We start from the raw sequence: 24,584 nt of genomic DNA, 5'->3' as shown, positions 1-24,584 counted from the left end.
CCATAAGCGAACGAAGCTATTTCGCCGTCCCGCCAGCTCCAAACGGCCCCACCCCACACCCCCACCAGCACCAACGCGAACACCGGCTACCGGTAGTACCCCACGACCGGAACGCGAGCCTCCTCCAGCAGCGCCGGCCCCTCCTGCGGCACAGCCGCGAAACCGCCACCCGGCTTCAACGCGTTCAACTGCTCGGTGGACAGCGCGAACACCACCCGCCCCAACCCCGACCGCTCGATCGCCCCCACGCACATCCCGCACGGCTGGCAACTGGTGAACATCGTCGTCCCGGCCGCCACCTCCGGGGACAACGACCGCGCCGCCCACCGCGCCAACTTCAACTCCGGATGCGCGGTGATGTCATCGTCCGTCACGCTCGTGTTGCGCTCCTCCGCCAACACCGCGCCATCCGACCCCACCAGCAACGATCCGAACGGCGGGTTCCCGCCCGCCCGAGCCTCCGCCGCCAGCTCGATCGCCCTGCGCAAGCTCTGCAAACTCATCGGCGAACTCTGCGAACTCATCTGTGAACTCATCGGAACTCCTTCCGCACGGTCGCCAACGCCTGCCACGCCACCTCGGGATTGACCGTCTCCTGCGGATCGCCGACGAACGGGTCCAGCACCACCGCCTCCGCGCCCAGCGAGCGCAACTCCGCCAGATCACCCACGACCTGCGACACCGTGCCCTCACCCAACCGCCGGTCCGGCCCCACCTCATCAGGCGTGATGTTCAAGAGAATCCGAGGAGTCAACGCAGGCAAAGGTTTCCCTTCCTCCTCCGCGACAACCTCCAACCGCCGCAACCCTTCCCGGAACCCCACAGGCGTAAGGCGCAAGCTGTGCCACGCATCTCCCAACCGCACCGCCCGCCGCAACGCCGCATCCGAGTGCCCACCCACCCAGATCGGAATCCGCCCGCCCCGGTAGTCCTCTTCATCCCGCCACGCCGCCCGCACCGCCCGCAGCCCCTCATCGGTCAACCGACCCCGGTCCGCGAACCGCACCCCCAACGCCGAGTACTCCTGCCGCGCCCATCCGACCCCGACCCCCAGCACGAACCGCCCACCGGACAGCTCGTTCAGGTTCGCCGCCATCCGCGCCACCAGCAACGGGTGCCGGTACGGCAGCACCAGCACGGTCGTACCGAGCCGAACCCGCGACGTCACCCCGGCCAACCACGACAGCACGCTGAACGGCTCGTAGAACGGCGCCGGGTACTGGCTCGCCACGTCCGGCGTCACGGCCACGTGGTCGGACACCATCAACAGGTCGAACCCAAGCCCCTCGACCGTCAGCGCCCAGCGCCGCAGCACGTCCGGCGAGGTGCCGGGACCGAAATTCGGGACGTTCACACCGATTTCCACCGGACCAAGGTTAGGTACTGGTCGCCCGATCCTGAAGAGACTCATCCCGGCACAGCGCCCGACTCACCGTGAATTCCACGGTACTCTGCCCCGATGACCGGGAACCTCGATCCGACCGACTGGGCCATCCTCGGCGAGCTGCAACGGGACGGCCGGATCGCGCTCACCGAGCTGGGCCGCCGGGTCAACCTCAGCGCGTCGGCGACCACCGAACGCGTCCGCAGGCTGGAGTCCGCCGGGATCATCACCGGCTACCGGGCCGAGGTGGACCTGGACAAGGTCGGCTACGCCGTGCTCGCCGTCGTCCGCCTGAAGTACCCCGGCAACCGGCACGACCCGCTGCACGCGCTCCTCGCCGAACGCCCCGAGATCCTGGAGTGCCTGCGCACCACCGGCGACGACTGCTACACGCTCAAAGTCGCCGCTACGTCCATGACGCACCTGGAGCAGGTGGTCAACGACCTCACCGGCTTCGGCAGCACGACCACGAACATCGTCTACAGCCAGACCCTGCGGTACCGGGGTGTGTCCCCGACATGAAGGGACACACCCCGTTCCGACGAGGTCACTTGTTCCGCCAGGACACCGCCGGCCAGCAGGTCTTCGGGTCCGAGGTCTTGTCCCCCACGACGATCTTGTAGTCCCCCGGCCTGACGTAGCAGGGCCCGTACCTGTCGGCCGCCGAGCTGATCAGGTTGCCCTGCGCGTCGTACGCCTGGATCTCGCCCGCCTCGAAGTTGTCGGGGATCTCCCAGTTCGACGGGTGGATGATGCGGGCCACGAAGGTGCCGTTGGCGACCGTCGCCTCCGCCGTCTGCCCGTGCAACGTGTAGGTCACCTTGGCCACCTTCGCCGACACGCGACCGTATGCCATGTCGTAACCCGCCAGGCCCGCGTACTCGGCCTTGTCCACGTCGCCGCCGGGCTTCGCACCGACGTGGTCCACGGACGCTTCGCCGGGCAGCCACTCGACGTCGAAACCCGAGCTGAACCCCGCGTTGTACGGCATGGTCGGAATGTCGATCGTGCAGCCCAACGCGGTGTCACCGGTGTAGAGCAACCCGAAGGTCCCGGCGGCGTCGGTGAGGTATTGGTGCAGCACGGCCTTGCCGGGAACGCCGGCGCTCTTAGGGCACCCCTCTTCGATCTGGGCGATCCGCTCCGGGGACAGGTTCGGGATGACCGGCTTTTCCGCAGGTGACGGCGGAGGCAGGCGCACCGTGGTCGGGTGCACCGCGCTGCCGGACGCGGCAGGCCCCACGCCGCCGGGCTGCTGCCACGGCGCGACAACAACGGTGACCAGGGCGATCGCGGCCGCCACCGCGACCCCGGCGGTGATCAGCGGTGCGAACCGGATGGAACGACGGCCGCCGGCCACCTCGCGTTCGAGCCTGGCGCGGATCTCGTGGTGACGGTGCGGCGGCAGGTCGCGGGCCGGGGGGAGTGTGGTGTTCATCGGTCCTCCAGGGTGATCGCGGGGACGGCGACGACCGGTGTCGCGCCGAACCTGCGGGTCAGCCGGGCTTTCGCCTTGCTGACCCTGGCCCGGACGCTCACCTCGGCGATGCCGAGTACGCCGGCGGCGTCCGCGTAGGACACGCCGGACCACACGCACAGCGCGAGCGCTTCCCGCTCGTTGCGCGGCAGTTCCGCCACGGCGGCCAGCAGCTGTGCCATCCGCCGCTGGTCGTCGACCCGTTCGGCCACTTGATCGGCGTGGTCGGGGACCGAGGTCTCCACCGGCGCCTTGCGGAACAGCCGCAATCGCCTCGCCACCGTGCGCCGGTCGCTGCGCACCACGTTCGTGGCCACGGCCAGCAGCCACGGCAGGGCCGAGTCGTGTTCCAGCCGCAGCCGGTCCCGCTTGCGCCAGGCCACCAGGAACGTGTTCTGCAGGTGGTCCTCGGCCGCGGCCCACGACGCGGTCAGCCGGAAGCAGTGGTTGTAGACCGCCTTGGCGTGCCGGTCGAACAGCACGCCGAACGCGGGTCCACTCCCTGCCGCGGCCTGTGACCACAGGGTGCGGTCGTCAGGGTCATCGGTCGTCATATCCCGTTGTGCCCGCCGGTCGAGGAAGTGTTGCCCCCACCGTAAGCGCGCACCCCCAAGCGCCGCCGCACCCCAAGTCGCCGCACCCTGAGCGGCCGCCGCCAGCAGGCTGATCTCACCGTTGAGACCCTCCGAAAGACCCGACGAGAGCGCTCTCACCAAGTCCGTCACGCTGGCGACGGCCCCCTCGAACCCGTGAACGCCCGCCGTGCGCCACGGGAACGGCCGGAACGGCTGGGGGCACGACAGGGGTTGTGCCCCCAACCCGGTCAGTGCAGGTAAGGCCAGCCGGCCGAGTCGTAGGCCAGCCAGTTGACGCCGAGCCGCGAAGCCCCGCTGTCGGTGTAGTAGTGGTAGGCCATGACGTCGCTGTCCGTGTCGGTGAACACGTCCTGGTGACCGGGCCCGTGGACGCTGCCCTGACCGGCCAGCACCTCCGTGCCGCCACCCGACGTCATCGCCCGCCCGCTCCGGTCCACGTACGGCCCGGTGATGCTGCTCGACCGACCCACCACCACCCGGTACGTGCTCGACGCACCCCGGCAGCACAGGTCGAACGACACGAACAGGTAGTAGTACGAGCCGCGCTTGACGATCGTCGGCGCCTCGATCGCGCCGCCGCCCCGCCCGGCGATGGACCGGATGGTGCTGTCCGCGCGCTTGCCGGTGCTCGGGCTGATCTGCACCATCTTGATCCCGGACCAGAACGACCCGAAGCTCAGCCACCACCGGCCCTGGTCGTCCACGGACAGGTCCGGGTCGATGGCGTTGAAGTCGTCCGACGTCCGCGACTCGACGACCAGACCCTGGTTCGTCCACGAGCCGGACGCGCCGGTCGTGCTGGTGGCCAGGAAGATCGCCGACCGGTTGGAGCCGAACGTCGAGGCCGAGTAGTACATGTAGTACCGGCCGTTCAGGTACGACAGGTGCGGTGCCCACAGGTTGCGGCTGCCGCCGGTGTACGTGGTCGTCCACGGCGCGCCGCCGGGGAACGCCTGGCCCGCGTTGCGGAACGCGGTCCGGTCGGTCGAGGTCTTCAGCGCGATGTTGTCCCCGGTGTGCGCTACCAGGTATGTGCCGCCCGGCGTCTTGACGAACGACGGGTCGTGCACGCTGATGTCCCCCGTCACCACACCGGGGTACGGGTAGGCCATCGCCTCGCCGGTTAACGATGTCGTCAGCAGCAACGCGACCACGAGCGCCTTCAGGAAATACCGCAGATTCATGCTTCGCCTCCTTGCGAACACGATTCTGGGAACGCTCCCAGCCGGACCGTAACGCACATGTTTCCGCTCTGGCAAGCGCTTTCCAAAAAGGATCTTCCGGGATTCACGCCTCTGAACAGGGCGTTCATGGAAGCGCTCTCACGGACTCTTGACCACGACCCGGCCCGGTAACGAGGATCGGGCGCGACAGAGCCGTCGCCCTGCAGACGAACGGAACGCCGATGTCCCGCACGATGTCCCGCAGACACCTGAGCGCCGCGCTGGCCGCGGTGCTCGCCGCCGGTCTCATCACCGGAGCCGCCGCAGCCGGCGCCTCCCCGGACTCGACCTCGCCCCAGCCGGTCATCGGCGAACCGCGCACCGAACACGGCTGCGCCCGGATCGAGAAGAACCTCCCGGAACTGGCCGAGTGGCCCAAGGTCGACAGCCGGGTCAAGTCCAACCCGGCCGACGAGCGGCGAATCCGCAACATCCTCGCCGGTATGACGTTGGCCGAGAAGGTCGGCCAGATGACACAGCCGGAGATCGGCGCGATCACCCCGGACGAGGTGCGCGACTACGGCATCGGCTCGGTGCTCAACGGCGGCGGCTCGTGGCCGAACCGCGACAAGCACGCCGCACCCGAGGCGTGGCTGGCCCTGGCCGACGCGTACTACGACGCGTCCAAGGCCAGCCGCACGAAGGTGCCCGCGATCTGGGGCATCGACGCCGTGCACGGCAACAACAACGTCTACGGCGCGACCGTCTTCCCGCACAACATCGGCCTCGGCGCGGCGCACGACCCGTGCCTGATCCGGGACATCGGCGAGGCGACCGCCGAGCAGATCCGCGCCACCGGCCAGGACTGGGCGTTCGCGCCGACGCTGGCCGTGCCGCTGGACGACCGGTGGGGCCGCACGTACGAGGGCTTCTCCGAGGACCCGCGGATCACCCGCGCCTACGGCTACGAGGCCGTCCGGGGTCTTCAGGGCGACAGCAAGCGGCGCGTCGGCGTGCTGGCCACCGCCAAGCACTTCATCGGTGACGGCGGCACGATCGGCGGCAAGGACCAGGGCGTCAACCCGGCCTCCGAAGCCGAGATGATCAACGTGCACGGCCAGGGCTACTACGGCGCTCTCGCCGCGGGCGCGCAGACCGTGATGGTGTCGTTCAACAGCTGGACCAACTCCGACCTCGGCATCAACGAGGGCAAGCTGCACGGCAGCAAACTCGCGGTCAACGACATCCTCAAGGGCAAGATGGGCTTCGACGGCCTGGTGGTGTCGGACTGGAACGGCATCGGCCAGGTCGCCGGCTGCACCAACGCGAGCTGCCCGCAGGCGATCAACGCGGGCATCGACGTGGTGATGGTGCCCAACGACTGGAAGGCGTTCATCGCCAACACGATCGCCCAGGTCGAGGGCGGCCAGATCCCGATGGCCCGCATCGACGACGCGGTCACCCGCATCCTGCGCGTCAAGCTCCGCTCGGGCGTGCTGGACGGCGTGAAGCCGTCATCGCGTGCGCACGCCGGTTCGGCGGAGGCGTTGGAGGCGCGCAGGCTGGCCCGTGAGGCGGTGCGCGAGTCGCAGGTGCTGCTCAAGAACAACAACCGGGTGCTGCCGCTCAAGCCGCGGTCGAAGGTGCTGGTCGTCGGCAAGAGCGCGGACAGCATGCAGAACCAGACCGGCGGTTGGACGTTGAGCTGGCAGGGCACCGGCAACACCAACGCCGACTTCCCGACCGGCCAGACCATCCTCGGCGGGCTGCACGAGGCGCTCGGTGCGGACAACGTGGTGTTCAGCGAGACCGGTGACGTCGACCCGGCCGGGTTCGACGCGGTGATCGCGGTGATCGGCGAGACCCCGTACGCGGAGGGCGTCGGCGATATCGGCAAGCGCTCGCTGGAGGCCGCGAAGCTGTACCCGAACGACCTGGCCGTGCTGGACAAGGTCAGCGGCAAGGGCGCGCCGGTCGTCACGGTGTACGTGTCCGGCCGTCCGCTGCACGTCAACAAGGAGCTCAACCGCTCGGACGCGTTCGTGGCGGCGTGGCTGCCCGGCACCGAGGGCGCCGGCGTGGCCGACCTGCTGGTCCGCGGCCGGCACACCTACCCCGGCTTCACCGGCAAGCTGTCGTTCTCGTGGCCGCGCAGCGCCTGCCAGACCCCGGTGAACGCGGGCGGCGACCCGCTCTTCAAGCCGGGCTACGGTCTGCGCAGCTGGGAGACCGGCAACGTCGGCCGACTCGACGAGACCTCACCCGAGTTCGGCTGCTCGGGCAACGGTGGCGGTGGCACCGCCACCGAGGACCTGGAGATCCACAACCGCACGGACGTCGCGCCGTACCGCAGCCTCATCGGCTCACCGGACAACTGGGGCGGCACCGAAATCGGTCCGGACGGCGAGGCCGCGCACAGCTCGATCAACGTCGTGCCCGCGGACGTGAACGTCCAGGGTGACGCGATGAAGACGACCTGGACCGGCACCGGGCCGGGCCAGCTCTACCTCCAGGACCCGGCGGGCGGCAGCGACCTGCGCGGTTACCTCAACGCCAACGCGGCCCTGGTCTTCGACGTGATCGTGCACCAGGCACCGGCCGCGCGGACGGTCGTGAGCGCGCACTGCGTGTACCCGTGCTTGGCCGAGGTCAACGCGACCGGGGTGTTCAGCGGGTTGCCGACCGGCGTGAAGTCGACGGTGAAGATCCCGATCTCCTGCTTCGGCAACGGCGGGCTGGACCTGGAGAACGTCAACACCCCGTTCCTGGTCTACACCGAGGGCGCGTTCCAGGCGTCGTTCGCGAACGTGCGCTGGGTCCCGAAGGCAGCAGCCGATCCGGACGCCAAGACCTGCGCCGAACTGGGCTAGCACGTGGGGGCGGGCCTGATCCGGGCCCGCCCCCTGTTCGTCACCACCACAGCCGCAGTTGTCCACAGATGCGGCTCGACGACCCGAGATTGTCGGTGCCGGCCGGCAGGATCAAAAACGGGGGATCCCCTGGGCGGGGACCTCTGCGAAGCAACGCCTGCCGGCACTCAATAGCCGACGGTGAACCGGGTGCGCTGGTGCTTCGGCGTCTCGGCCTCGCCCAGCAACGCCACCGCCAGGTCCTCCACCGAGATCGCCGAGCCCACCTGCGCGTCGCCGCCGAGCCGGAACACCCCCGGTCCGCTCGCCGGGCTCCAGCACCGCCGGCGGGCTGAGGTAGGTCCAGTCGGCGACGCGATCCGCCCGGCACACCGCCAACTGCTCCGCGCACGCCCGGGCGATCGGCTTCAACTCGGCCGGGAAGTCCGGCGCTTCCTCGACCGTGTGCCCCTTGGGCGTGACGAGGGTGGCCGTGCCTCCTCGACCACCCGCCGGCCGACGCTACCGAAGGCTCCGAACACGGTGATCCGCATGGCTTCCCCCTTCTGCTGCTGAGTTTTCTGGGCCGCGACGAGTGCTCCCAGCACCACGACCGCGCCGAGCACCTGCAATGCGCTCAACCCCTGGTCGAGCACGAGCCACCCGACGAGCGTGGCGACGACCGGGCTGAGCAGGCCCAGGAACGTGACCTGGGTGGCGGGCAGCACGCGGATGCCGCGGAACCACAGGGCGTAGGCCAGCGCGCCGCCGATGGTGCCGAGGTAGGCCAAGCCGCCGACGTTCGTCGCGGTGAGCGCGGGCGGCAGGCCTTCGACCAGCAACGTCACCGGCAGCAGCACCACACCGCCCGCCACGAGCTGCCACCCGGTGAGGGCCAACAGCGGCGCGGGGGAGGTCCAGCGCTTGCTCAGCACGACCCCGGCCGCCATCGCCACCGCGCCACCGAGCGCCGCGGCCACGCCGACCGCGTCAAGCCGTGCGTCCGCCCTCAGCACCAGCAGCGCGACACCGACCACGCCCGCGATCGCGGCGAGCGCCGTGCGCGTCGTCATCCGCTGCCCGAGCAGCAGCGCGGCCAGCCCGGCGACCACCAACGGCTGCACCGCGCCGACCGTCGCCGCGACACCACCCGGCAGCCGGTACGCGGCGAGGAACAGCAGCGGGAGGAAGACCCCGATGTTGAGCGCGCCGAGCACCAGCGACCGCCACCACCAGTCGCCGCGCGGCAACTGCCGCGTGACCGCGACCAGCAACAACCCGGCCGGCAACGCCCGCAGCACGCTGGCCAGCAGGGGCCGGTCGGGCGGCAGGTACTCGGTGGTGACGAAGTAGGTCGTGCCCCACACAGCGGGGGCGAACGCGGTCACCCATTTGCTTAGCACTAAGACAAAGTAGCTCACCGCTAAGCTATCCTGGACGTGACTTACCTCACCGCTAAGCTAGTTCGGTGGCAGATCACGTCGACCTGGTCCTCGGTCAGTGGCACGCGCAGCGCCCAGACCTCGACGTCTCCCCGATGGCGGTGATCGGCAGGCTCAAGCGCCTGGCCCGCCTGGTGGACGGCGAACTGGGCAAGACCTTCGCCCGGCACGACCTGGACAACGCCTCGTTCGACGTCCTGGCCACCCTGCGCCGCAGCGCCCCGCCCCATCGGCTGACCCCGACCGAGCTGATGCGCGCCTCGATGGTCACCTCGGGTGCGGTCACGCAACGACTCGACCGGCTCGAAGCACGCGGGCTCGTCGTCCGGACCCCGAACGAGCGCGACGGCCGAGGCGTGGTCGTCTCACTCACCGACGCCGGTCGCGACCTGATCGACCGCGCCCTGCCCGACCACCTCGCCACGGAGAACGGCCTGCTCGGCACGTTGAGCGAACAGGAACGGGCGGCGTTGGCCAACACCCTCAAGCAACTGCTGGAGTCATTGGGCGACGAGTAAGCCCGCCGCCACGACCACACGCAGGCACTCCCGCCCAGCCCCGCGTGTCCTACCCCCAGAACGCGCGTGTCCAACACTCAGAACGCGCGTGTCCAACACTCAGAACGCGCGTGTCCTACGTTCGGAACGCGCGTGTCCAACACTCAGAACACCCGAGTTGAACACTCAGGCGTGAAGTTCGCCGTTCTGAGCGTTCAACTCGGATGTTCTGAGTGTTGGACACGCGTGACCTGAAGGTTGGACACGCGCGTTCTGAGTGTTGGACACGCGGGGGAGTGGTGAACGCGCCGCTGCCTACTCCTACTCGGCGAGGTAACTCAGATCCCGCGCGCCCACTCCACCACGGCACGGTGGTAGTCGGGCGCGTTGGGCGCGTAGTTGATCGAGTGCCCGTAGCCGTCGAGCACGTACGTGTGCAGCCGCGCCGCGTCGGAGAAGAACGGCGCCTCCGAGGCCCGCAACGCCTCCGCCGACGTGCAGTCACTGCCCAGCGGCTGCCCGCAGAAGTGGGTGTCGTTACCCACCGCGATCATCACCGGCACGTCGACCAGTCGGGTGAACGGGATGACCACGTTGTTCAACGTGATCGTGTCCACCGCCTCCGACGTCGCGAACACGTCTTTGGTGGCCTCGTCCAACCCGATCGCCTGCGGCACCTGAGGGCCGGGCGTGTGGAAAGCGCCGTAGCGGGTGCCGGCGGCGGTGGTCAGGTAGCCCAGGTCCAACGCGTACCCGCGCAGCTGCGGGTCGAGCGCCGCCGGGACCATGCCCGCCAACACGGGCACCACGGTCACCAGGTTCATCCGGTGGGTGAACCCGGTGACCAGCACGCCGTCCACGTCCTGGTTCAGCCCGGCCTCGATCAACGCCATGGCCGACCCGATCGAGTGGCCGCCCACGATCACCTTCTCGAACCGGGGCCGGATCTTGCGGATCACCTGGTGCACCGCGTGGGCCTGGGTGGACGCGGTCACGAGCGCGCTCAACGGCCGGGAGCTGCGGCCGGTGCCGAGCCGGTCCACGGCGAGCGTGGCGATACCGGCCTTGTTCATCGCCTGCCGGTACGACCGGCTCTCCGGCGCGTAGGAGATGTCCCAGTACGAGCTGTTGTACGTGCCGCCGGGTATCAACACCTGCACGGTGGAGGCGCCCGACGGTGTGCACAGCGTCCCGTGCATCGACTGCGGCGTGCCGAACACCGTCACCGGCACGTCGAGTTGCTCACACGTGACGGGCGCGGCGCTCGCGGGCGCAGGCACCAGGCCCGCGGCGAGCAGCGCGACCGCGAGTGACTTCGTGACCGTGGACAACCGGGAACGCGACCAACGCACGACTGAACGACCTCCTGTGTTTGATTGCCGCTGCTCCGCGGACGGCGGGCTCGGCCGCCCCGAAGTCGGCCGCTCGCGAACGACCGACGCGACCTCGCCGGGTCAACGGGGAACCGCCGTCATCAGCAGACCGCTGGGATAGGCGGCGGACGTGAACTTGGTGCGCACGGGCTTGCCGGGCACCGGGACCAAGCGCCACCTCGCGAGCACGGTGGCGAGGGTGATCACGATCTCGGTCTGGGCGAACACGTTGCCCATGCACTGCCGCCCGCCCGCCCCGAACGGGATGAACGCGCCGCGCGGCACATCGGCGCGGGCCCACCGGTCCGGGTCGAACCGGTGCGGCTCGGGGAAGGACGTCGGGTCGTGGTGCAGCGCGTGCGGGCTCACGATCACCTCGGCGCCCGCGGGTAACTCCACGCCGTCGAGGTCGACCGGCGCGGTGGTGCGGCGCATCAGGATCCATATCGGGTACATCCGCAGCACCTCGTTGGCCACGGCCGCCGTGTACGTCAGCCGCGGCACGTCGGCGAAGGTGACCGGACGGCCGCCCACCACCTCGTCGATCTCGGCGACAAGCCGTTCCTCGACGTCCGGGTGTTCGGCGATCTCGTGGAACACCCAGGCCAGGGCCAGCGCGGTGGTCTCGATGCCCGCGGTGAGCAGGGTCAGCACCTCGTCGTAGGTCTGCTGGTCGGTCATGCCGTCACCGGAGTCGTCCTGCGCCGATAACAGCGTCGACAGCAGGTCGCCGTGGTCACTCGCGCCGTCGGCCCGCCTGCTCGCGATGACCTCCAGCACGATCGCGCGCATCCGCGCGATGGCCCGGTCGAACTCGCGGTTGCCGGGCAGCGGCAGCTTCTCCACGAACGACGGCGATAACGCGCGGACCATGCCCTGCTTGATCACCACGAAGATGGACCGCCGCACCTCGGCGATCGCCCGCCGCCCCAACTCGGTGGAGAACAGCGCCTCGCCGACGATCGTGACGGCCAGGCCCTGCATGTCGTCCTCGACCACCCGCACCTCGCCGGGCGTCCACGACGAGGTCAACGCGGTGGCGGCGCGCGCCATGGTCTCGGCGTAGCGGGCGATGCGGTCGCGGTGGAACGCGGGCTGGATCATCCGCCGCTGCCGCAGGTGGAACGGGCCGTTGGAGAGCAGTAGACCGTTGCCCAGATACGGCTGGAACTTGTCGAACATCGCACCTTTGCGGAAACGCGCGCCGTCCGTGACCAGCACTTGGTGCACAAGTCGAGGACTGTTCACAAAATATGTCGTCATCGGTCCCAGATCGACTTTTACCACATCACCGTGATCACGCAGTGACGAGGTGAACTCATGTCGTCGGCGGACCATCTCCACGGTGTGGCCGAGGAATGGCAGGCGGCCGGGGGCCACCGGGACAGCCATGTCCGCTCCTCTTAGGCCGTCGAAAGGGACGGCTCACAATAGGACCCGTTCGGTGGAGGTTGACAGTGTCCGTTCGGGTGGGTTGGTGTCACACTGACGGCTCAATGAACGTTGGTCCCGCCCACCCGGTACTGTTGTCGGCCCGCGACGTGAAGAGGTATCCGCAGATATGACGCAAAGCGAATGGATTCCATCCGGCGTGGACATTTCCGTGCCGAGCATGGCCCGGACCTACGACTACATGCTGGGCGGCGGGCACAACTTCGCGGTCGACCGCGCGGTGGGCGAGCAGATCGAGGCCGCCATGCCCGGCTTGCGCAACGCAGCCAGGGTCAACCGGGCGTTCCTCGCCCGCGTCGTGCGGTACATGGTGGACCAGGGCGTGCGGCAGTTCCTCGACGTCGGCTCCGGTATCCCGACCGTCGGCAACGTGCACGAGGTCGCCCAGGCGGAGGCGCCGGAGTGCCGCGTCCTGTACGTCGACCGCGACCCCGTCGCCGTCGCGCACAGCGAGTTGATGCTGGTCGGGAACGACAACGCGGCCGTCGTGCAGGCCGACATGCGCGAGCCGGAGGCCATCCTGGGCAGCGACGAAGCGCGTCGGCTGCTCGACTTCGATCAACCGATCGGGTTGCTCATGCTGCTGATGCTGCACTGGGTGCCCGACTCGTCCGACCCGCGCGGCCTGTTGGGCCGGTACCGGGACGCGTTGCCGTCCGGCAGCTTCCTGGCGATCACCCACGTCACCGCGGACCACCAGGGCGAGAACCTGGCCGAGGCGACCGACGTGATCAAGCGGAGCAAGAGCCCCGACCAGGTGAACTTGCGTTCACACGCCGAGGTGATGGGATTGTTCGAGGGTTACGAACTCGTCGAGCCGGGGCTGGTCGGCTGCGGTGAGTGGCGGCCGACCGGACCCGCCGACATCGCCGCCGAGCCGGGGATGAACATGCTGGTCTACGCGGGTGTCGGACGAAAACCGTGAATTGTCTGACGGAAAGTCACCGGAGGTGTTCGGGATTCACACTTCCGGTCGAGTGTTGACCAGCGGGGGGTGGGTAAACTGCCGCGAATCCTCAATACCACAGCAGGGCAACGGGAATGCCGACCCCAAGTCGTAGACCAGAGGCCACACCACCACCTGAACGTGGCCGGGAACTCCTCGCGCGGAAGTGGTCGTACCTGCTCAGCGGAGCTGTAGTCGTCCCGCTGACCAGGGACGAACTCGACCGCGAAATGGGCGAACAGCTCGATGAGCTGTGCCGCGCGGTGCACGCCGAGTCGTCCGCCGAGTCCGCCTCGAATCGGTCGATCGAGCAGCTCGGTCAACGCCTCGTCGCGCTCGGCTACGTCGGTGAGGACGGCCTGCGCGTCACCCTCGAAGTGCTCGGCAAGGGCCTGCTCGCGCTGCCCGAGTTCCAGCCCGTCGAGCGCTACGCGCAGCGGATCGTGTCGACGCTCGGCGCGCTGTCGGCCGGCTTCCTGGCGGCGAGCAGGCGCGCGGTGTTCGAGCAGCAGGAGTCCATGCAGCTGTCGCTGCTCAAGGCGGTCCGCGACGCGCAGTGGAACCTGAAGGAGAGCGAGGCGCGGTTCGAGGAGGTCGCGACGTCGTCGGCCAGCGGAATCCTGGTGGTCGACCTGGCCGCGCGGATCGTGCGGGCCAACGCGGCGATCGGCGAGATCCTCGGGTACACGACGGAGGAGCTGACCGGGTTCTCCCTGCTCGAACTCGTGCACCCGGACTCGGTCAAGATCCTCGGCGAGGCGATGCGGGCGCTGGTCGACGGCGGGCAGGAGCGGATCCGGCAGCCGCAGCGGTTGCTGCGCAAGGACGGGGACGTCGCGCGGATCTCGTTGACGGTGTCCTTGCTGCGCGGCGCGGACGAGCAGTCGGGTCATTTCGTCGCCGTGATCGAGGACGGCACCGAGCTGATGCTGTTGCAGTCCGAGCTGAACCGGCAGGCGCTGCACGACGTGGCGACCGGGCTGCCGAACCGGCAGTACTTCACCACGTACCTGGAGAGCGCGCTGCGGCGGGCCGATCCGGTGCGCGGGATTTCGCTGTTCCACCTGGACATCGACGCGTTCGGCATGGTGTGCAACAGCCTCGGCCGCAAGACCGGTGAACGGCTGCTCGTGCACGTGGCGCAGCGGCTGCGGGCCGTGATGGCGCGGGAGAAGGCGATGATCGCCCGGTTCGACGGTGACGAGTTCGCCATCCTGGTGGAGAACACGGCCACCACGCCGGACGTCGGCAGCACCGTCGCCGAGATCAACCGGGAGCTGTCGGAGCCGGTGTACCTCGACGATCACGGGCTGGCCGTGTCGGTCAGCGTGGGCGTGGTGCGCCGGCCGCCGTCGGACTGGGAACCGGCGAACGTGATGCGCGCGGCGGAACAGGCGTTGCGGCGCGCGAAGTCGGGTCGTCGGGGGCAGTGGGAGCTGTTCCACCCTGGGCAGGACGAGGCCGAACGGCGGGCGGAGACCCTTGCCGTGGCCATGCCCGGGGCGTGGGAGCACGGGGAGATCGGCGTGCGCTACCAGCCGGTGGGGGAGCTGGCCGGTGGTGCGCTGGTCGGCGTGGCGGCTCGGCTGCACTGGGACCGCGGCGAGGACTCACTGGACCACTCCGCGTGCGTGGAGTTGGCCGAGCGGACGGGCCTGATCCTGTCGTTGGGGGAGTGGCAGCTGGCGACGGTGTGCGGCCAGGTGGGCTGGTGGAGCCAGAGCGCCCGCTTCACCGCGCCGCTGTACGTGGGGTTGACCAGGCACCAGTCGTGCGACGGCGATCTGGTCCGCCGGGTGCGTCGGGCGTTGGACGACACCGGGCTGGACGCGTCGCGGCTCACGGTGGGGATGCCGGTGGGCGTGCTGGCGGAGTCGGACGCCGTGGACAACCTGACCGTGTTGGCCGAACTGGGCGTCGGGACGTCGTTGGACGACTTCGGCCTGGGCCCGGACGACCTGGCCATGGCCTCGGAGCTGCCGATCAAGTCGGTGTGGGTGGCCCGGCGGTTGGTCGAGCGGCAGGCCCGGGGCGAGGCGGAGTACCTGGCGGACCTGGTCTCGCTGGTCCGGCGCACGGGCGCGCACGTGCTGGTGGACGGGGTGGAGACGGCCGAGCAGGCCGAGTGGTGGCGCGCCGCGTGGGCCGTGGCCGGCACGGGCGCTTTCTTCGGCCCCGTCACGCCGGCCGGAGAGTTCCCCATAACCGGGTGATCAGCCCTTGCGGGCCATGTGGGCGGCCACGCCGTCCAGGTAGAAGTTCAGGCTGAACGCGAAGTCGTCCTCCACGAACTGCTCGTCGTACAGGTTGTCGTAGTCGAACACCCCAGCCGCCACCAGCCGACCCAGGGCCGGCATCTTCCGCGGGTCGACCACCACCTTCAACGCCTGCGAGTACGAACGCCCGAACGCCTCCGGGTTCTCCTGGAACCCCTCCATCACCTGCACGCTGAACCGCAGGTCACCGTGCACGAACGTGATCAGCCCCATGACGATGCGGATCTTGTCGCCCTCGTCGAGCGGTGTGTCGGCCAGCGTCCCCAACGCGGAGTCGAGCCACGCCAGGTTGCGCGGCCCGGCCGGCGGTCCGTTCAGCGGGATGTGCGCGTACCACGGGTGCCTGCTCAGCGTCTTGCGCACGCTGTTGGTCCACAACGTGAGCCCGGTCCGCCAGTCGGTGTCCGCGGGGATCTCCGGCGGCATCTCCAACGCCGCCTCGCTCATCAGCGCGAGCAGTTCGTCCTTGCTCTTCACGTGCCGGTAGAGCGCCATCGTGGAGTTGCCGAGCTGCTGCGCGACCCGTGCCATCGACACCGCCCCGAGTCCTTCGGCGTCGGCGATCTCGATCGCGGCCCGGGTGATGTCGGTGATCGTCAACGACGGTTTCCGGCCACGTCGCGGCATCTCGCGCAGGCCCCAGAGCAGGGCAATGTCGTCCGGCAGGCCGTACTCGTCGGTCATCTTCGCCCTCTCGTCACCACCGTCGTCCAGTCTAGGGCTTCCGCCGGAAACTGCGTATGAGCTACGCTCTTTAGCGTATCGAATACACACAAGGGGGAAGTCGTGATCGTTGAGGCGACCGGCCTGCGCAAGGCGTACGGCTCGACCACGGTGCTGGACGGGATAGACCTGGAGGTCGCCGAGGGGTCGGTCTTCGCGTTGCTCGGTCCCAACGGCGCGGGCAAGACGACCACGATCCGCATCCTGTCCACGCTGACCCGGCCGGACGCCGGCGAGCTGCGGGTGGCCGGGTTCGACGTGGTGCGCGAACCGGCCAAGGTGCGCGGGGTGATCAGCCTGACCGGCCAGTACGCCGCCGTGGACGACGAGCAGACCGGTCGTGAGAACGTGGTCATGGCCGGCCGGCTGATGCACCTGGGCCGGCCGGGGGCGAAAGCCCGTGCCGCCGAACTGCTGGAGCGGTTCGACCTGGTCGACGCAGCCGACCGCCGGGTCAAGACCTACTCCGGTGGTATGCGCCGCAGGCTGGACCTGGCGATGAGCCTCGTCGCCGCACCGAAGGTGATCTTCCTGGACGAGCCGACCACCGGCCTCGACCCGGCCAGCCGCACGACGATGTGGGACGCCATCCGCGACCTGGTCCGCACCGGCACCACGATCTTCCTCACCACCCAGTACCTGGAGGAGGCGGACCGCCTCGCGGACCGGATCATGGTGCTGGACCAGGGGAAAGTGGCCGCCTACGGCACCGCGGACGACCTCAAGGCCCGCGTCGGCGGCGACCGCCTGGACCTCCGCTTCACCTCCGCCGCCGCCCTCGGCGCCGCGGCCGGCCTGCTCGGCGGCTTCGCCGACCAGGAACGGCTCGTGCTCAGCGTCCCGTCCGACGGCACCGCCGCCCACCTGCACTCCGTGCTGGACGACCTGCGCGCCGCCGCCGTGGTCCCCGCTCAGGTCTCCTCGCACCGCCCGACCCTCGACGACGTCTTCCTCGCCCTGACCACCCGTGAAGGAGTGCCCGCATGAGTTACGCGATCAGCGACTCGATGACCATGATCGGTCGCAGCATCCGGCTGGGCAGGCGCAACGTCGACACGTTGATCATGTCCATCGTCCTGCCACTGCTGATGATGGCCCTGTTCGTCTACGTCTTCGGCGGCGCGATCAACACCGGCACCGCGTACATCAACTACGTGGTGCCCGGCATCATCCTACTGTGCGTGGGCTACGGCGCCGCGTCCACCGCGATGTCCGTCGCGGACGACATGCAAAAGGGCATGATCGACCGCTTGCGCTCCATGCCGATCCGCAGCTTCGCCGTGCTGACCGGCCACGTGACGGCCAGCGTCGCCCGCAACGCCCTGTCCACCACGGTCGTCATCGGCGCGGCGATCGCCATGGGCTTCTGCCCGTCGGCCTCGCTGGTGGAGTGGGTCGCCGCGGTGGGGCTGCTCCTGCTCTACGTGCTGGCGATGTCGTGGCTGGCGGCGGGCCTCGGCTCGATCGCGAAGTCGGTCGAGTCGGCCAGCGCGTTGAGCTTCTTCATGCTGTTCCTGCCGTACTTGAGCAGCGCTTTCGTGCCGACGGAGACCATGCCGTCGTTCCTCCGGGGCATCAGCCAACACCAGCCGATCACCCCCGTCATCGAGACCGTGCGCGGCCTGCTCACCGGCACGCCCATCGGCGACCAGGGCTGGATCGCGCTGGCCTGGTCGGTCGGACTGCTCATCGCGTCCTTCGTCCTGGCCACCGCCCTCTACCGGCGGCGGATCAGCGACTGAATCCACTCCTCCACCAGGTCGGCCAGCGTGGACAGCGGAACACGGGCCTCGGACAGCACGACCTCGTGGAAATCGCGGACGTCGAACGCGTCACCCAGGCGCGTCTCGGCGTCCCGGCGCAGCCGCTGGATCTCCAGCCGCCCGACCATGTACGCCAACGCCTGCCCCGGATTGGCCAGGTAACGGTCCACTTCGGACTCGACGAGATCCGGTGCCATCGGCGTGTTGGCGAGCAGGAACTCCACCGCCCGCGCACGGCTCCAGCCGAACGCGTGCAACCCGGTGTCCACCACCAGCCGCCCGGCCCGCATCGAGTCGAACGTGAGCATCCCCAACCGGGCCAGGCTGTCGGAGTACAGGCCCATCTCGTCGGCCAGGCGTTCCGCGTACAGCGCCCAGCCCTCGGCGAAAGCGCTCACGCCGGCGGTGCGCCGCCACACCGACAGATCCGTGCGCGCCATGCGGGTCGCGCCGTCGAAGTGGTGACCGGGCACAGCCTCGTGAAAGGCCAAGGCTTCCGCGTTGTGCTTCCCGGACAACTGCGCCGGGTTGACGGAGTAGGTGCCCGGCCGCGACCCGTCCACCGCGCCCATCAGGTACGAGGGAGGCGTCGCGGCCGGTGTGCCGTCCGGATAGGTGCGCACCACGCACTTCTCCTCGGGCACCTGCCGGAACCACTGCGGCGCGGCGGCTTCGGCCTTGCGCACGATCGCGCGGGCGGCGGCGACCATCTCCGCACCGTCCCGCCACCGCGGACCGTTCTGGAGCCGGGTGAACACCTCGCTGACGTCCGACGTCCCGAACACTTCCTTGCCGAGCGTCGCGTACTCGGCGGCGAGGCCGTCCAGCACTTCGAGGCCCATCCGGTGCAGCTCGTCGGCCGTCCGGCCGGTGGTGGTGTGCCGGCGAGCCGCCGAGGCGTACAGCTGCTCGCCGTCAGGCAGCCAACACACACCGGCCCGGTCGTCCTCACGTCCGTGCGGCAGCACGTCGGCCGCCAACGCGTCCCGGTACTCGCGCACTCCGGGCAGCTCCGCTTTCCCGTCGAGTTGGGCGATAGCCGCCCGGACCAACCGCGCCACCGGCAACCGCCCGGCCCGAATCCCGTCGCGGTGCCGTTGTGCCAATGCCCCGAAAAATGCGGGAAGCCTGCTCAACCGGACTTCGTAATCCGCCCGCTGCCGTTCAGCGTCCGACGGCGTGTCGTCCAACGTGTGCAACACGATGGGCACCGGCGTCGAGATCAGATCGCTGACGGTGAACTCCACCCACCGTTCGACGACCTGATCGCGCAACGCGGACGCCTGGTACCCGATCATGGTCCGGGTGACGCGATCCGTCCTGGTCAGCGGCTCGGGATCGATCGCGTCCGCCCGCTTCGCGATGTCCTCCAGCACTGCGGCGAACCGCTCGTCGGCCTCTTCGCGGTAGTCGGTGAGCTGGTCGTCGTAGCCGGGAATCCCGCGCAGCGTGCCCAACACCGGAAAACGCGACAACACGGCCACGTGCAGTTCATCCGCGATCACGTCGACACCCGTCATAACCCCGATGGTGCCGGCGAAACCCTGCGCTGGACGGGTGAGCGCTACTCCTTGAGCCGGTGCACCACGATGATCCCGCCGTGCAGCGGCTGGTCTCGTCGCTCGTCGTCGGTGGCCACGTACTCGTCCAGCACGGCTCCGATCCGACGGTCCAACTCGGCCACGTCCTCCGGGGACAGGTGCAGCGCGAACCGCGCGTACGTCTGCACCGACTCGGGCCCGGCCTCCTGCAACTCCTCCTGGAACGCCTCCAACGGGGCCGTGTTCGCGACCAGCCCGCTGTCCGCCAGCGGCCCGTCCAACCACCACGACATCCCGGTCGACCGGTAGGGCTTCTCCAACGCCCCACTGGCCCCGGTCCGCACCTCGCCCGGCTCCAGGAATCCCGCCGAGGCCAGCTGCCGCACGTGGTAGAGCACCGTTCCGGGGTCGCGTCCCAACCGCTCGGCCAACTGCTTGTTGGTCAACTCCTGCTGCCCGCACAACCGCAGGATGCGCAGCCGCAACGGGTGGGCCAGCGCCTTCGTCTCCTCCACCGTCGCCGGACGCCGTTGCCGATGAGCCATGCCGCCAATCTAGTCCACCGATGGACAAGCACACCGATGGAGAAATCCCCATCGATGTGCCATCCTCGACCAATGGCACCCCTGGGAACGGCGTTCTGGCGTCTCTGGACGTCATCCGGCCTGTCGAACCTCGCCGACGGCACGTTCAAGGTCGTCCTGCCCCTGGTGGCCATCCAGACCACCCGCGAACCGACCCTGATCGCCGGCCTGGTCTTCGCCCTCACCCTGCCGTGGCTGGTCTTCGCCCTCCCGGCAGGCGCGTTGACCGATCGCCTCGACCGCCGCCGCACCATGGTCGGGGCCAACGCAGTCAGAGCCGCCCTGTTAGCGGCCCTGACGGGAGCGGTGGCGCTGGACTGGGCGAACATCTGGCTGCTCTACGCCATCGCGCTTGCCGCCGGCGTCGCCGAAACCCTCTACGACACCTCGGCCCAATCCCTGCTGCCACAACTGGTCGACCGCGACCGACTGCCCCGCGCCAACTCCCGCCTGCACGCCGTCGAACTGACCGCGAACGAGTTCATCGGCCCACCCGTCGCCGGTCTCCTGGTCGCCGCCGGCGCACTGGCCGCCTTCACCGCCCCCGCGGCCCTCTGGCTGGTGGCCCTGGCCGTCCTGTGGTCGGTGAAAGGCACGTTCAAGATCCCGCGAGAACACCCCACCACCCTGCGCGCGGACATCGCCGAAGGCCTGCGTTTCCTGCTCCACCACCGTGTTTTGCGCAGCCTCGCCGCCGTGGTGGGCCTGTTCAACCTCTCCGGCGGCGCGTCGGGCGCGGTCCTCGTCCTCTACGCCGTGGGGCCGACCTCGGCGATGGGCCTGACCGGGCAGCTCTTCGGCCTGCTCCTCACCGCCCCGGCCGTCGGCAGCCTCGTCGGCTCCCTGGCCGCCGAACGCGTCATCGCCAAGCTGGGCCGGGGACGTTCCCTGGCGGTCGGTTTCGTCGTCGGCACCCTGCTCGTCGGTGCACCGGCGGCGACAAGCAACCCCTTCGTGGTCGCGGCGGCGTTCGTGGTCGCGGGTGCGGGTATCGCCGTCCTCAACGTGGTCGCGGTCTCGCTGCGCCAACACGTCACGCCGGACCGTCTCCTGGGCCGCGTCAACAGCGCCTACCGCCTGGTCGCCTGGGGTTCCCTGCCGGTGGGCGCGGCGATCGGGGGCGCGCTGGCGGAGTTCTTCGGCCTGCGCGCCGTCTTCGTGATCATGACCGCCGTATCGCTCACGGCACTCGTCGGCCTGACCGCCGCCACCAACCGGAAGATCGAAGAAGCGCTGGCGTGACGCCGCACCGACTACCCGGTGCTGGCCGAAGCGCGCGCCTGACCAGCACGAAGGGCCCGGACGAACCAGTCGAACGCGGGCGCCGGGCTGTCCGGCGCACGCCGGGCGAGGTCGCGACTTCCAGGCGACCTCGCCCGCCGTCTCCGGAGGAGCGGCAATCCAACACAGCGCCGTCCATGCCCTCCACTCTGCTGCCTCCCGTTGCGGGAGACTCAAGCGGCCCGGGTCAGGCCGCCTGCTCGGGCGGCTCCATCGCGCCGGTCATGATCGCGACCGCGTCCGACATCGACACGGTCTTCGGGTCCACGACCGCCTTGCGCCGACCCAGCCGCTGGATGTGGATGCGGTCGGCCACCTCGAACACGTGCGGCATGTTGTGGCTGATCAGGATCACCGGCAGGCCGCGTTCCCGCACCTGGAGCACGAGGTCGAGCACGGCACGGGACTCGCGCACGCCCAACGCCGCCGTCGGCTCGTCCATGATCACCACCCGGCTGCCGAACGCGGCGGCCCGCGCCACCGCGACCGCCTGCCGCTGCCCACCGGACAACGTCTCCACCGCCTGGCCGGGGTTCTGGATCGTCATGATCCCCAGGGCGTCGAGCTGCCGACGTGCCTCGTCGCGCATACCGTTGCGGTCGAGCATCCGGAACACCGTGCCCAGCACGCCCTTGCGGCGGCGTTCGCGACCGAGGAACAGGTTGCTCGCGATGTCCAGCGACGGCGAGACGGCCAGGGTCTGGTGCACCGTCTCGATACCGGCGTTCCGCGCGTCGATCGGCGTGGAGAACGACACCGGGGCGCCGTCCAGCATGATCTCGCCCTCGTCCGGCACGACCGCGCCGGACAACGCCTTGATCAGGCTGGACTTCCCGGCGCCGTTGTCGCCGATGACGGCCAGGATCTCGCCCGGCAGCAACTCCAGGTCGGACCCCGCCAGCGCGGTCACCTTCCCGTAGCGCTTGACCAGCCCGCGGGCCTGGAGCACCGGCGTGGTCATGGCTTCACCTTCCGAATCCACTGGTCCAGCGACACCGCGACGATGATCAGCACGCCGACGGCCAGCGTCTGCCACAGCACGTCCACCCCGGCCAACGCCAGACCGTTGCGGAACACGCCGACGATCAGCGCGCCCAGCAGCGAGCCGATGATCGCGCCGCGACCGCCGAACAGGCTGGTGCCGCCGATGACGACCGCCGTGATCGAGTCGAGGTTCTCCAGCTGCCCGGCCTGGGGGCTGGCCGACGCGATCCGGCCGATCAGGATCCACGCGCTCAACGCGTACACCGCGCCCGCCGTCGCGTACACGCTCAGCAGCACCCGACCGGTGCGGATACCGGACAGGCGGGACGCCTCCGCGTCGTCACCGGTCGCGTAGACGTGCCGGCCCCACGCGGTGTTCTTGAGCACGAACGCCATCACACCGACCAGCACCACCATGATGATCGACCCGTAGGTGATGCGCGTGCCGCCGATCGTGAACGTCTCACCCGTCCACAGCAGCAACGACGGCATCTCCGTGCCGCGGATCGTGGCGCTCTCGGAGTACCAGAGGTTGAGCGCGAAGAACACGTTCAACGTGCCCAGCGTGACGATGAACGGCGGCAACTTCAGCCGCGTGATCAGCATCCCGTTGATCAGGCCGCAGGCCGTGCCGACGAGGAAACCGAGCAGCAGCGCGGGCACGCCGGGCAGCCCGGTCTCCGCCGCCACCTTCGCCATCACGATCGACGTCAACACCATGATCGCGCCGCACGACAGGTCGATGCCCGCGGTCAGGATGATGATCGTCTGGCCGACGGCGAGCGTGCCGACGACCGCGACCTGTTGCAGGATCAGGGAGATGTTGCCCGGCTGGAGGAACCGGTCGGACATCAGGGCGAACACGACGATCGAGACCAGCAGCACCACCGCGGGCCCGATGGTGGCCTGCGCGTGCAGCAGGTGCTGGATCCGGCTCAGCGGCGAGCGGTCTACGTGGTCGCCGCCGAGCGGGCCGGGGTCCTGTTTGGAGGACAACGTGGTCGACATGTGTCAGCCCCAGCAGTTCTCGAGACCCCAGGCGGAATCCTGCGATTCCACCCCTTCGGCCGGCTGGTCGGTGATCAGCGTGACACCGGTGTCGACGAAGTCCTTGCCCGGGGTGGCCTGCGGCTTAGTGCCGTCCGCGGCGAACTTGGCGACGGCCTCGACGCCGAGCTGCGCCATCTTCAGCGGGTACTGCTGCGAGGTGGCGCCGATGATGCCCGTCTTGACGTTCTCCACGCCGGGGCAGCCACCGTCGACGGAGACGATGGTGACGTCCTTCTCCTTGCCCGCGGCCTTCAGCGCCTCGTACGCGCCCGCGGCGGCCGGCTCGTTGATCGTGTAGACGAGGTTGATGCCGGGGTCCTTCTGGAGCAGGTTCTCCATCGCCGTCCGGCCTCCTGAGGGATCGCCGTCGGTGACGTCGTGGCCCACGATCCGCGGGTCGCTCTCGTCACCGATCTTGGTCTTGTCCTTCACGTCGATGCCGAAGCCCTCCAGGAAGCCCTGGTCGCGCTGCACGTCCACGGACACCTGGTTCGGGTTGAGGTCCAGCATCGCGATCTTGGCCTGCTTGCCGTCCTTGGCGAACTTCGCCTTCGCCCACTCGCCGATCAGCTTCCCGGCCTGGTAGTTGTCGGTGGCGAAGGTCGCGTCGGCGGCGTCCGCCGGTTCCAGCTGGGTGTCCAGCGCGATGACCAGCAGCCCGGCCTGGCGGGCCTTGTCCACCGACGGCACGATCGCCTTCGAGTCGTTGGGCGTGATCAGGATGCCCTTCGCGCCCGCGCCGATCAGGTTCTCGATCGCGTCGACCTGCGACTGGTTGTCGCCGTCCTGCTTGCCCGCGAAGGACTGCACCCTGGCGTCGGACGTGCCGGCGGCCTGCTGCGCGCCTTCCTTCATCTTCACGAAGAACGGGTTCGTGTCGGTCTTGGTGACCAGGCCGACCAGCACGCCCTCGCCGTCCTGGGCGGTGTCGCCGCCACCGCAGGCCGACAACACCATCAGGGGGACCACCGCCAAGGACGCCACCGCGGTGAGCTTCCGCTTCGACACGCTTCCTCCTGAGTCAACGTTGACGTAGTGCGCCGCGAGGCGCGGATCCGGCCGTTCGGGCCTGATCTCAGAGATTTTCGGGTAGGAACACTGGGCTTACGCGCCCAGTCGGGCCGAGCGTCGCAACCTCGGGGATTCCGTTAAGTCATCGTTGACGCTAGCTTTGTGCGTGAAGTCACGACAAGTCGCCGTTAC

23 protein-coding genes are annotated in these 24,584 nt (G+C 69.4%); 8 read left to right on the top strand and 15 right to left on the bottom strand.

Features of this window, described 5'->3' with window-relative positions:
- Positions 1–86 precede the first annotated feature (86 nt).
- Together ALI22I_RS34320 and ALI22I_RS34315 are read right to left on the bottom strand one after the other, a co-directional pair.
- Entirely contained in the window at positions 87–503 is a 417-nt protein-coding gene (locus ALI22I_RS34320) for a nucleoside deaminase (RefSeq protein ID WP_077009699.1), read from the bottom strand.
- Positions 504–532: 29 nt separating this feature from the next.
- Entirely contained in the window at positions 533–1,366 is an 834-nt protein-coding gene (locus ALI22I_RS34315; protein ID WP_077009698.1) for an LLM class flavin-dependent oxidoreductase, read from the bottom strand.
- A gap of 93 nt (positions 1,367–1,459) precedes the next feature.
- Here ALI22I_RS34315 and ALI22I_RS34310 point away from each other — a divergent pair, with 93 nt between their 5' ends.
- The gene (locus ALI22I_RS34310; protein WP_077009697.1) at positions 1,460–1,906 is read left to right on the top strand and encodes an Lrp/AsnC family transcriptional regulator; all 447 of its coding nucleotides are present in this window, start codon (positions 1,460–1,462) and stop codon (positions 1,904–1,906) included.
- Between the two features lie 25 nt (positions 1,907–1,931).
- On the opposite strand, the gene ALI22I_RS34305 is transcribed toward ALI22I_RS34310, so the two are convergent.
- The 3 genes from ALI22I_RS34305 to ALI22I_RS34295 all read right to left on the bottom strand — a co-directional run bounded on the left by ALI22I_RS34305 (position 1,932) and on the right by ALI22I_RS34295 (position 4,641).
- Entirely contained in the window at positions 1,932–2,822 is an 891-nt protein-coding gene (locus ALI22I_RS34305; RefSeq protein WP_077009696.1) for a hypothetical protein, read from the bottom strand.
- A complete protein-coding gene (locus ALI22I_RS34300) occupies positions 2,819–3,415 on the bottom strand; it encodes an RNA polymerase sigma factor (protein WP_077009695.1) in 597 nt (198 codons plus the stop codon). The genes ALI22I_RS34305 and ALI22I_RS34300 overlap by 4 nt, the downstream gene beginning before the upstream one ends.
- A 269-nt stretch (positions 3,416–3,684) precedes the next feature.
- Complete coding sequence (locus ALI22I_RS34295; RefSeq protein WP_083752221.1) at positions 3,685–4,641, bottom strand: arabinan endo-1,5-alpha-L-arabinosidase; 957 nt, start codon at positions 4,639–4,641, stop codon at positions 3,685–3,687.
- Positions 4,642–4,874: 233 nt separating this feature from the next.
- On the opposite strand from ALI22I_RS34295, the gene ALI22I_RS34290 reads away from it, so the two are divergent.
- Positions 4,875–7,490: a glycoside hydrolase family 3 protein gene (locus ALI22I_RS34290; RefSeq protein ID WP_077010136.1), complete on the top strand. Its 2,616-nt coding sequence runs from the start codon at positions 4,875–4,877 to the stop codon at positions 7,488–7,490.
- A gap of 167 nt (positions 7,491–7,657) precedes the next feature.
- On the opposite strand, the gene ALI22I_RS54860 is transcribed toward ALI22I_RS34290, so the two are convergent.
- A complete protein-coding gene (locus tag ALI22I_RS54860; RefSeq protein ID WP_274523025.1) occupies positions 7,658–7,783 on the bottom strand; it encodes a hypothetical protein in 126 nt (41 codons plus the stop codon).
- A gap of 114 nt (positions 7,784–7,897) precedes the next feature.
- Positions 7,898–8,872, bottom strand: a complete 975-nt coding sequence (locus tag ALI22I_RS34285; RefSeq protein ID WP_083752220.1) for an EamA family transporter — start codon at positions 8,870–8,872, stop codon at positions 7,898–7,900.
- 65 nt (positions 8,873–8,937) lie between these two features.
- Here ALI22I_RS34285 and ALI22I_RS34280 point away from each other — a divergent pair, with 65 nt between their 5' ends.
- Complete coding sequence (locus tag ALI22I_RS34280; protein ID WP_077009694.1) at positions 8,938–9,429, top strand: MarR family winged helix-turn-helix transcriptional regulator; 492 nt, start codon at positions 8,938–8,940, stop codon at positions 9,427–9,429.
- 317 nt (positions 9,430–9,746) lie between these two features.
- Here the strand turns inward: ALI22I_RS34280 and ALI22I_RS34275 are convergent, their stop codons facing one another.
- Positions 9,747–10,760 (bottom strand): alpha/beta hydrolase, encoded by a 1,014-nt coding sequence (locus tag ALI22I_RS34275; RefSeq protein WP_077009693.1) that lies wholly within the window; start codon positions 10,758–10,760, stop codon positions 9,747–9,749.
- Between the two features lie 102 nt (positions 10,761–10,862).
- Positions 10,863–12,173 (bottom strand): cytochrome P450, encoded by a 1,311-nt coding sequence (locus tag ALI22I_RS34270; protein WP_077009692.1) that lies wholly within the window; start codon positions 12,171–12,173, stop codon positions 10,863–10,865.
- 169 nt (positions 12,174–12,342) lie between these two features.
- Between ALI22I_RS34270 and ALI22I_RS34265 the strand changes: the two genes are divergently transcribed.
- On the top strand, positions 12,343–13,158 hold the full coding sequence (locus tag ALI22I_RS34265; protein ID WP_077009691.1) for an SAM-dependent methyltransferase: 816 nt from the start codon (positions 12,343–12,345) through the stop codon (positions 13,156–13,158).
- A gap of 116 nt (positions 13,159–13,274) precedes the next feature.
- On the top strand, positions 13,275–15,392 hold the full coding sequence (locus ALI22I_RS34260; RefSeq protein ID WP_077009690.1) for a putative bifunctional diguanylate cyclase/phosphodiesterase: 2,118 nt from the start codon (positions 13,275–13,277) through the stop codon (positions 15,390–15,392).
- On the opposite strand, the gene ALI22I_RS34255 is transcribed toward ALI22I_RS34260, so the two are convergent.
- Positions 15,393–16,139, bottom strand: a complete 747-nt coding sequence (locus tag ALI22I_RS34255; RefSeq protein ID WP_077009689.1) for a TetR/AcrR family transcriptional regulator — start codon at positions 16,137–16,139, stop codon at positions 15,393–15,395.
- Between the two features lie 102 nt (positions 16,140–16,241).
- Here ALI22I_RS34255 and ALI22I_RS34250 point away from each other — a divergent pair, with 102 nt between their 5' ends.
- Positions 16,242–17,165 (top strand): ATP-binding cassette domain-containing protein, encoded by a 924-nt coding sequence (locus ALI22I_RS34250; protein WP_077009688.1) that lies wholly within the window; start codon positions 16,242–16,244, stop codon positions 17,163–17,165.
- Entirely contained in the window at positions 17,162–17,920 is a 759-nt protein-coding gene (locus tag ALI22I_RS34245; protein WP_077009687.1) for an ABC transporter permease, read from the top strand. The genes ALI22I_RS34250 and ALI22I_RS34245 overlap by 4 nt, the downstream gene beginning before the upstream one ends.
- On the opposite strand, the gene ALI22I_RS34240 is transcribed toward ALI22I_RS34245, so the two are convergent.
- Positions 17,896–19,461, bottom strand: a complete 1,566-nt coding sequence (locus tag ALI22I_RS34240; protein WP_077009686.1) for a DUF885 domain-containing protein — start codon at positions 19,459–19,461, stop codon at positions 17,896–17,898. The two genes, ALI22I_RS34245 and ALI22I_RS34240, sit on opposite strands and share 25 nt — an antisense overlap.
- 44 nt (positions 19,462–19,505) lie before the next feature.
- Complete coding sequence (locus tag ALI22I_RS34235; RefSeq protein WP_077009685.1) at positions 19,506–20,027, bottom strand: ArsR/SmtB family transcription factor; 522 nt, start codon at positions 20,025–20,027, stop codon at positions 19,506–19,508.
- Positions 20,028–20,099: 72 nt separating this feature from the next.
- Between ALI22I_RS34235 and ALI22I_RS34230 the strand changes: the two genes are divergently transcribed.
- Positions 20,100–21,308 carry an MFS transporter gene (locus ALI22I_RS34230; RefSeq protein ID WP_238598719.1) on the top strand — a complete coding sequence of 403 codons (1,209 nt, stop codon included), beginning with the start codon at positions 20,100–20,102 and terminating at the stop codon, positions 21,306–21,308.
- 226 nt (positions 21,309–21,534) lie between these two features.
- Here ALI22I_RS34230 and ALI22I_RS34225 read toward each other — a convergent pair whose 3' ends face one another.
- The 3 genes from ALI22I_RS34225 to ALI22I_RS34215 are packed head-to-tail and all read right to left on the bottom strand — an operon-like array spanning position 21,535 to position 24,389.
- Positions 21,535–22,308 carry an ATP-binding cassette domain-containing protein gene (locus ALI22I_RS34225; protein ID WP_077009683.1) on the bottom strand — a complete coding sequence of 258 codons (774 nt, stop codon included), beginning with the start codon at positions 22,306–22,308 and terminating at the stop codon, positions 21,535–21,537.
- Positions 22,305–23,339, bottom strand: a complete 1,035-nt coding sequence (locus tag ALI22I_RS34220; RefSeq protein WP_083752219.1) for an ABC transporter permease — start codon at positions 23,337–23,339, stop codon at positions 22,305–22,307. The genes ALI22I_RS34225 and ALI22I_RS34220 overlap by 4 nt, the downstream gene beginning before the upstream one ends.
- 3 nt (positions 23,340–23,342) lie before the next feature.
- A complete protein-coding gene (locus tag ALI22I_RS34215; protein ID WP_077009682.1) occupies positions 23,343–24,389 on the bottom strand; it encodes a sugar ABC transporter substrate-binding protein in 1,047 nt (348 codons plus the stop codon).
- Positions 24,390–24,584 lie beyond the last annotated feature (195 nt).

The sequence above is a fragment of the Saccharothrix sp. ALI-22-I genome, assembly GCF_001984175.1.
GTDB lineage: Bacteria > Actinomycetota > Actinomycetes > Mycobacteriales > Pseudonocardiaceae > Actinosynnema.
The sequence above is the reverse complement of the archived record's forward strand: the minus strand, read 5'-3'. Positions and strand labels throughout refer to the sequence as shown.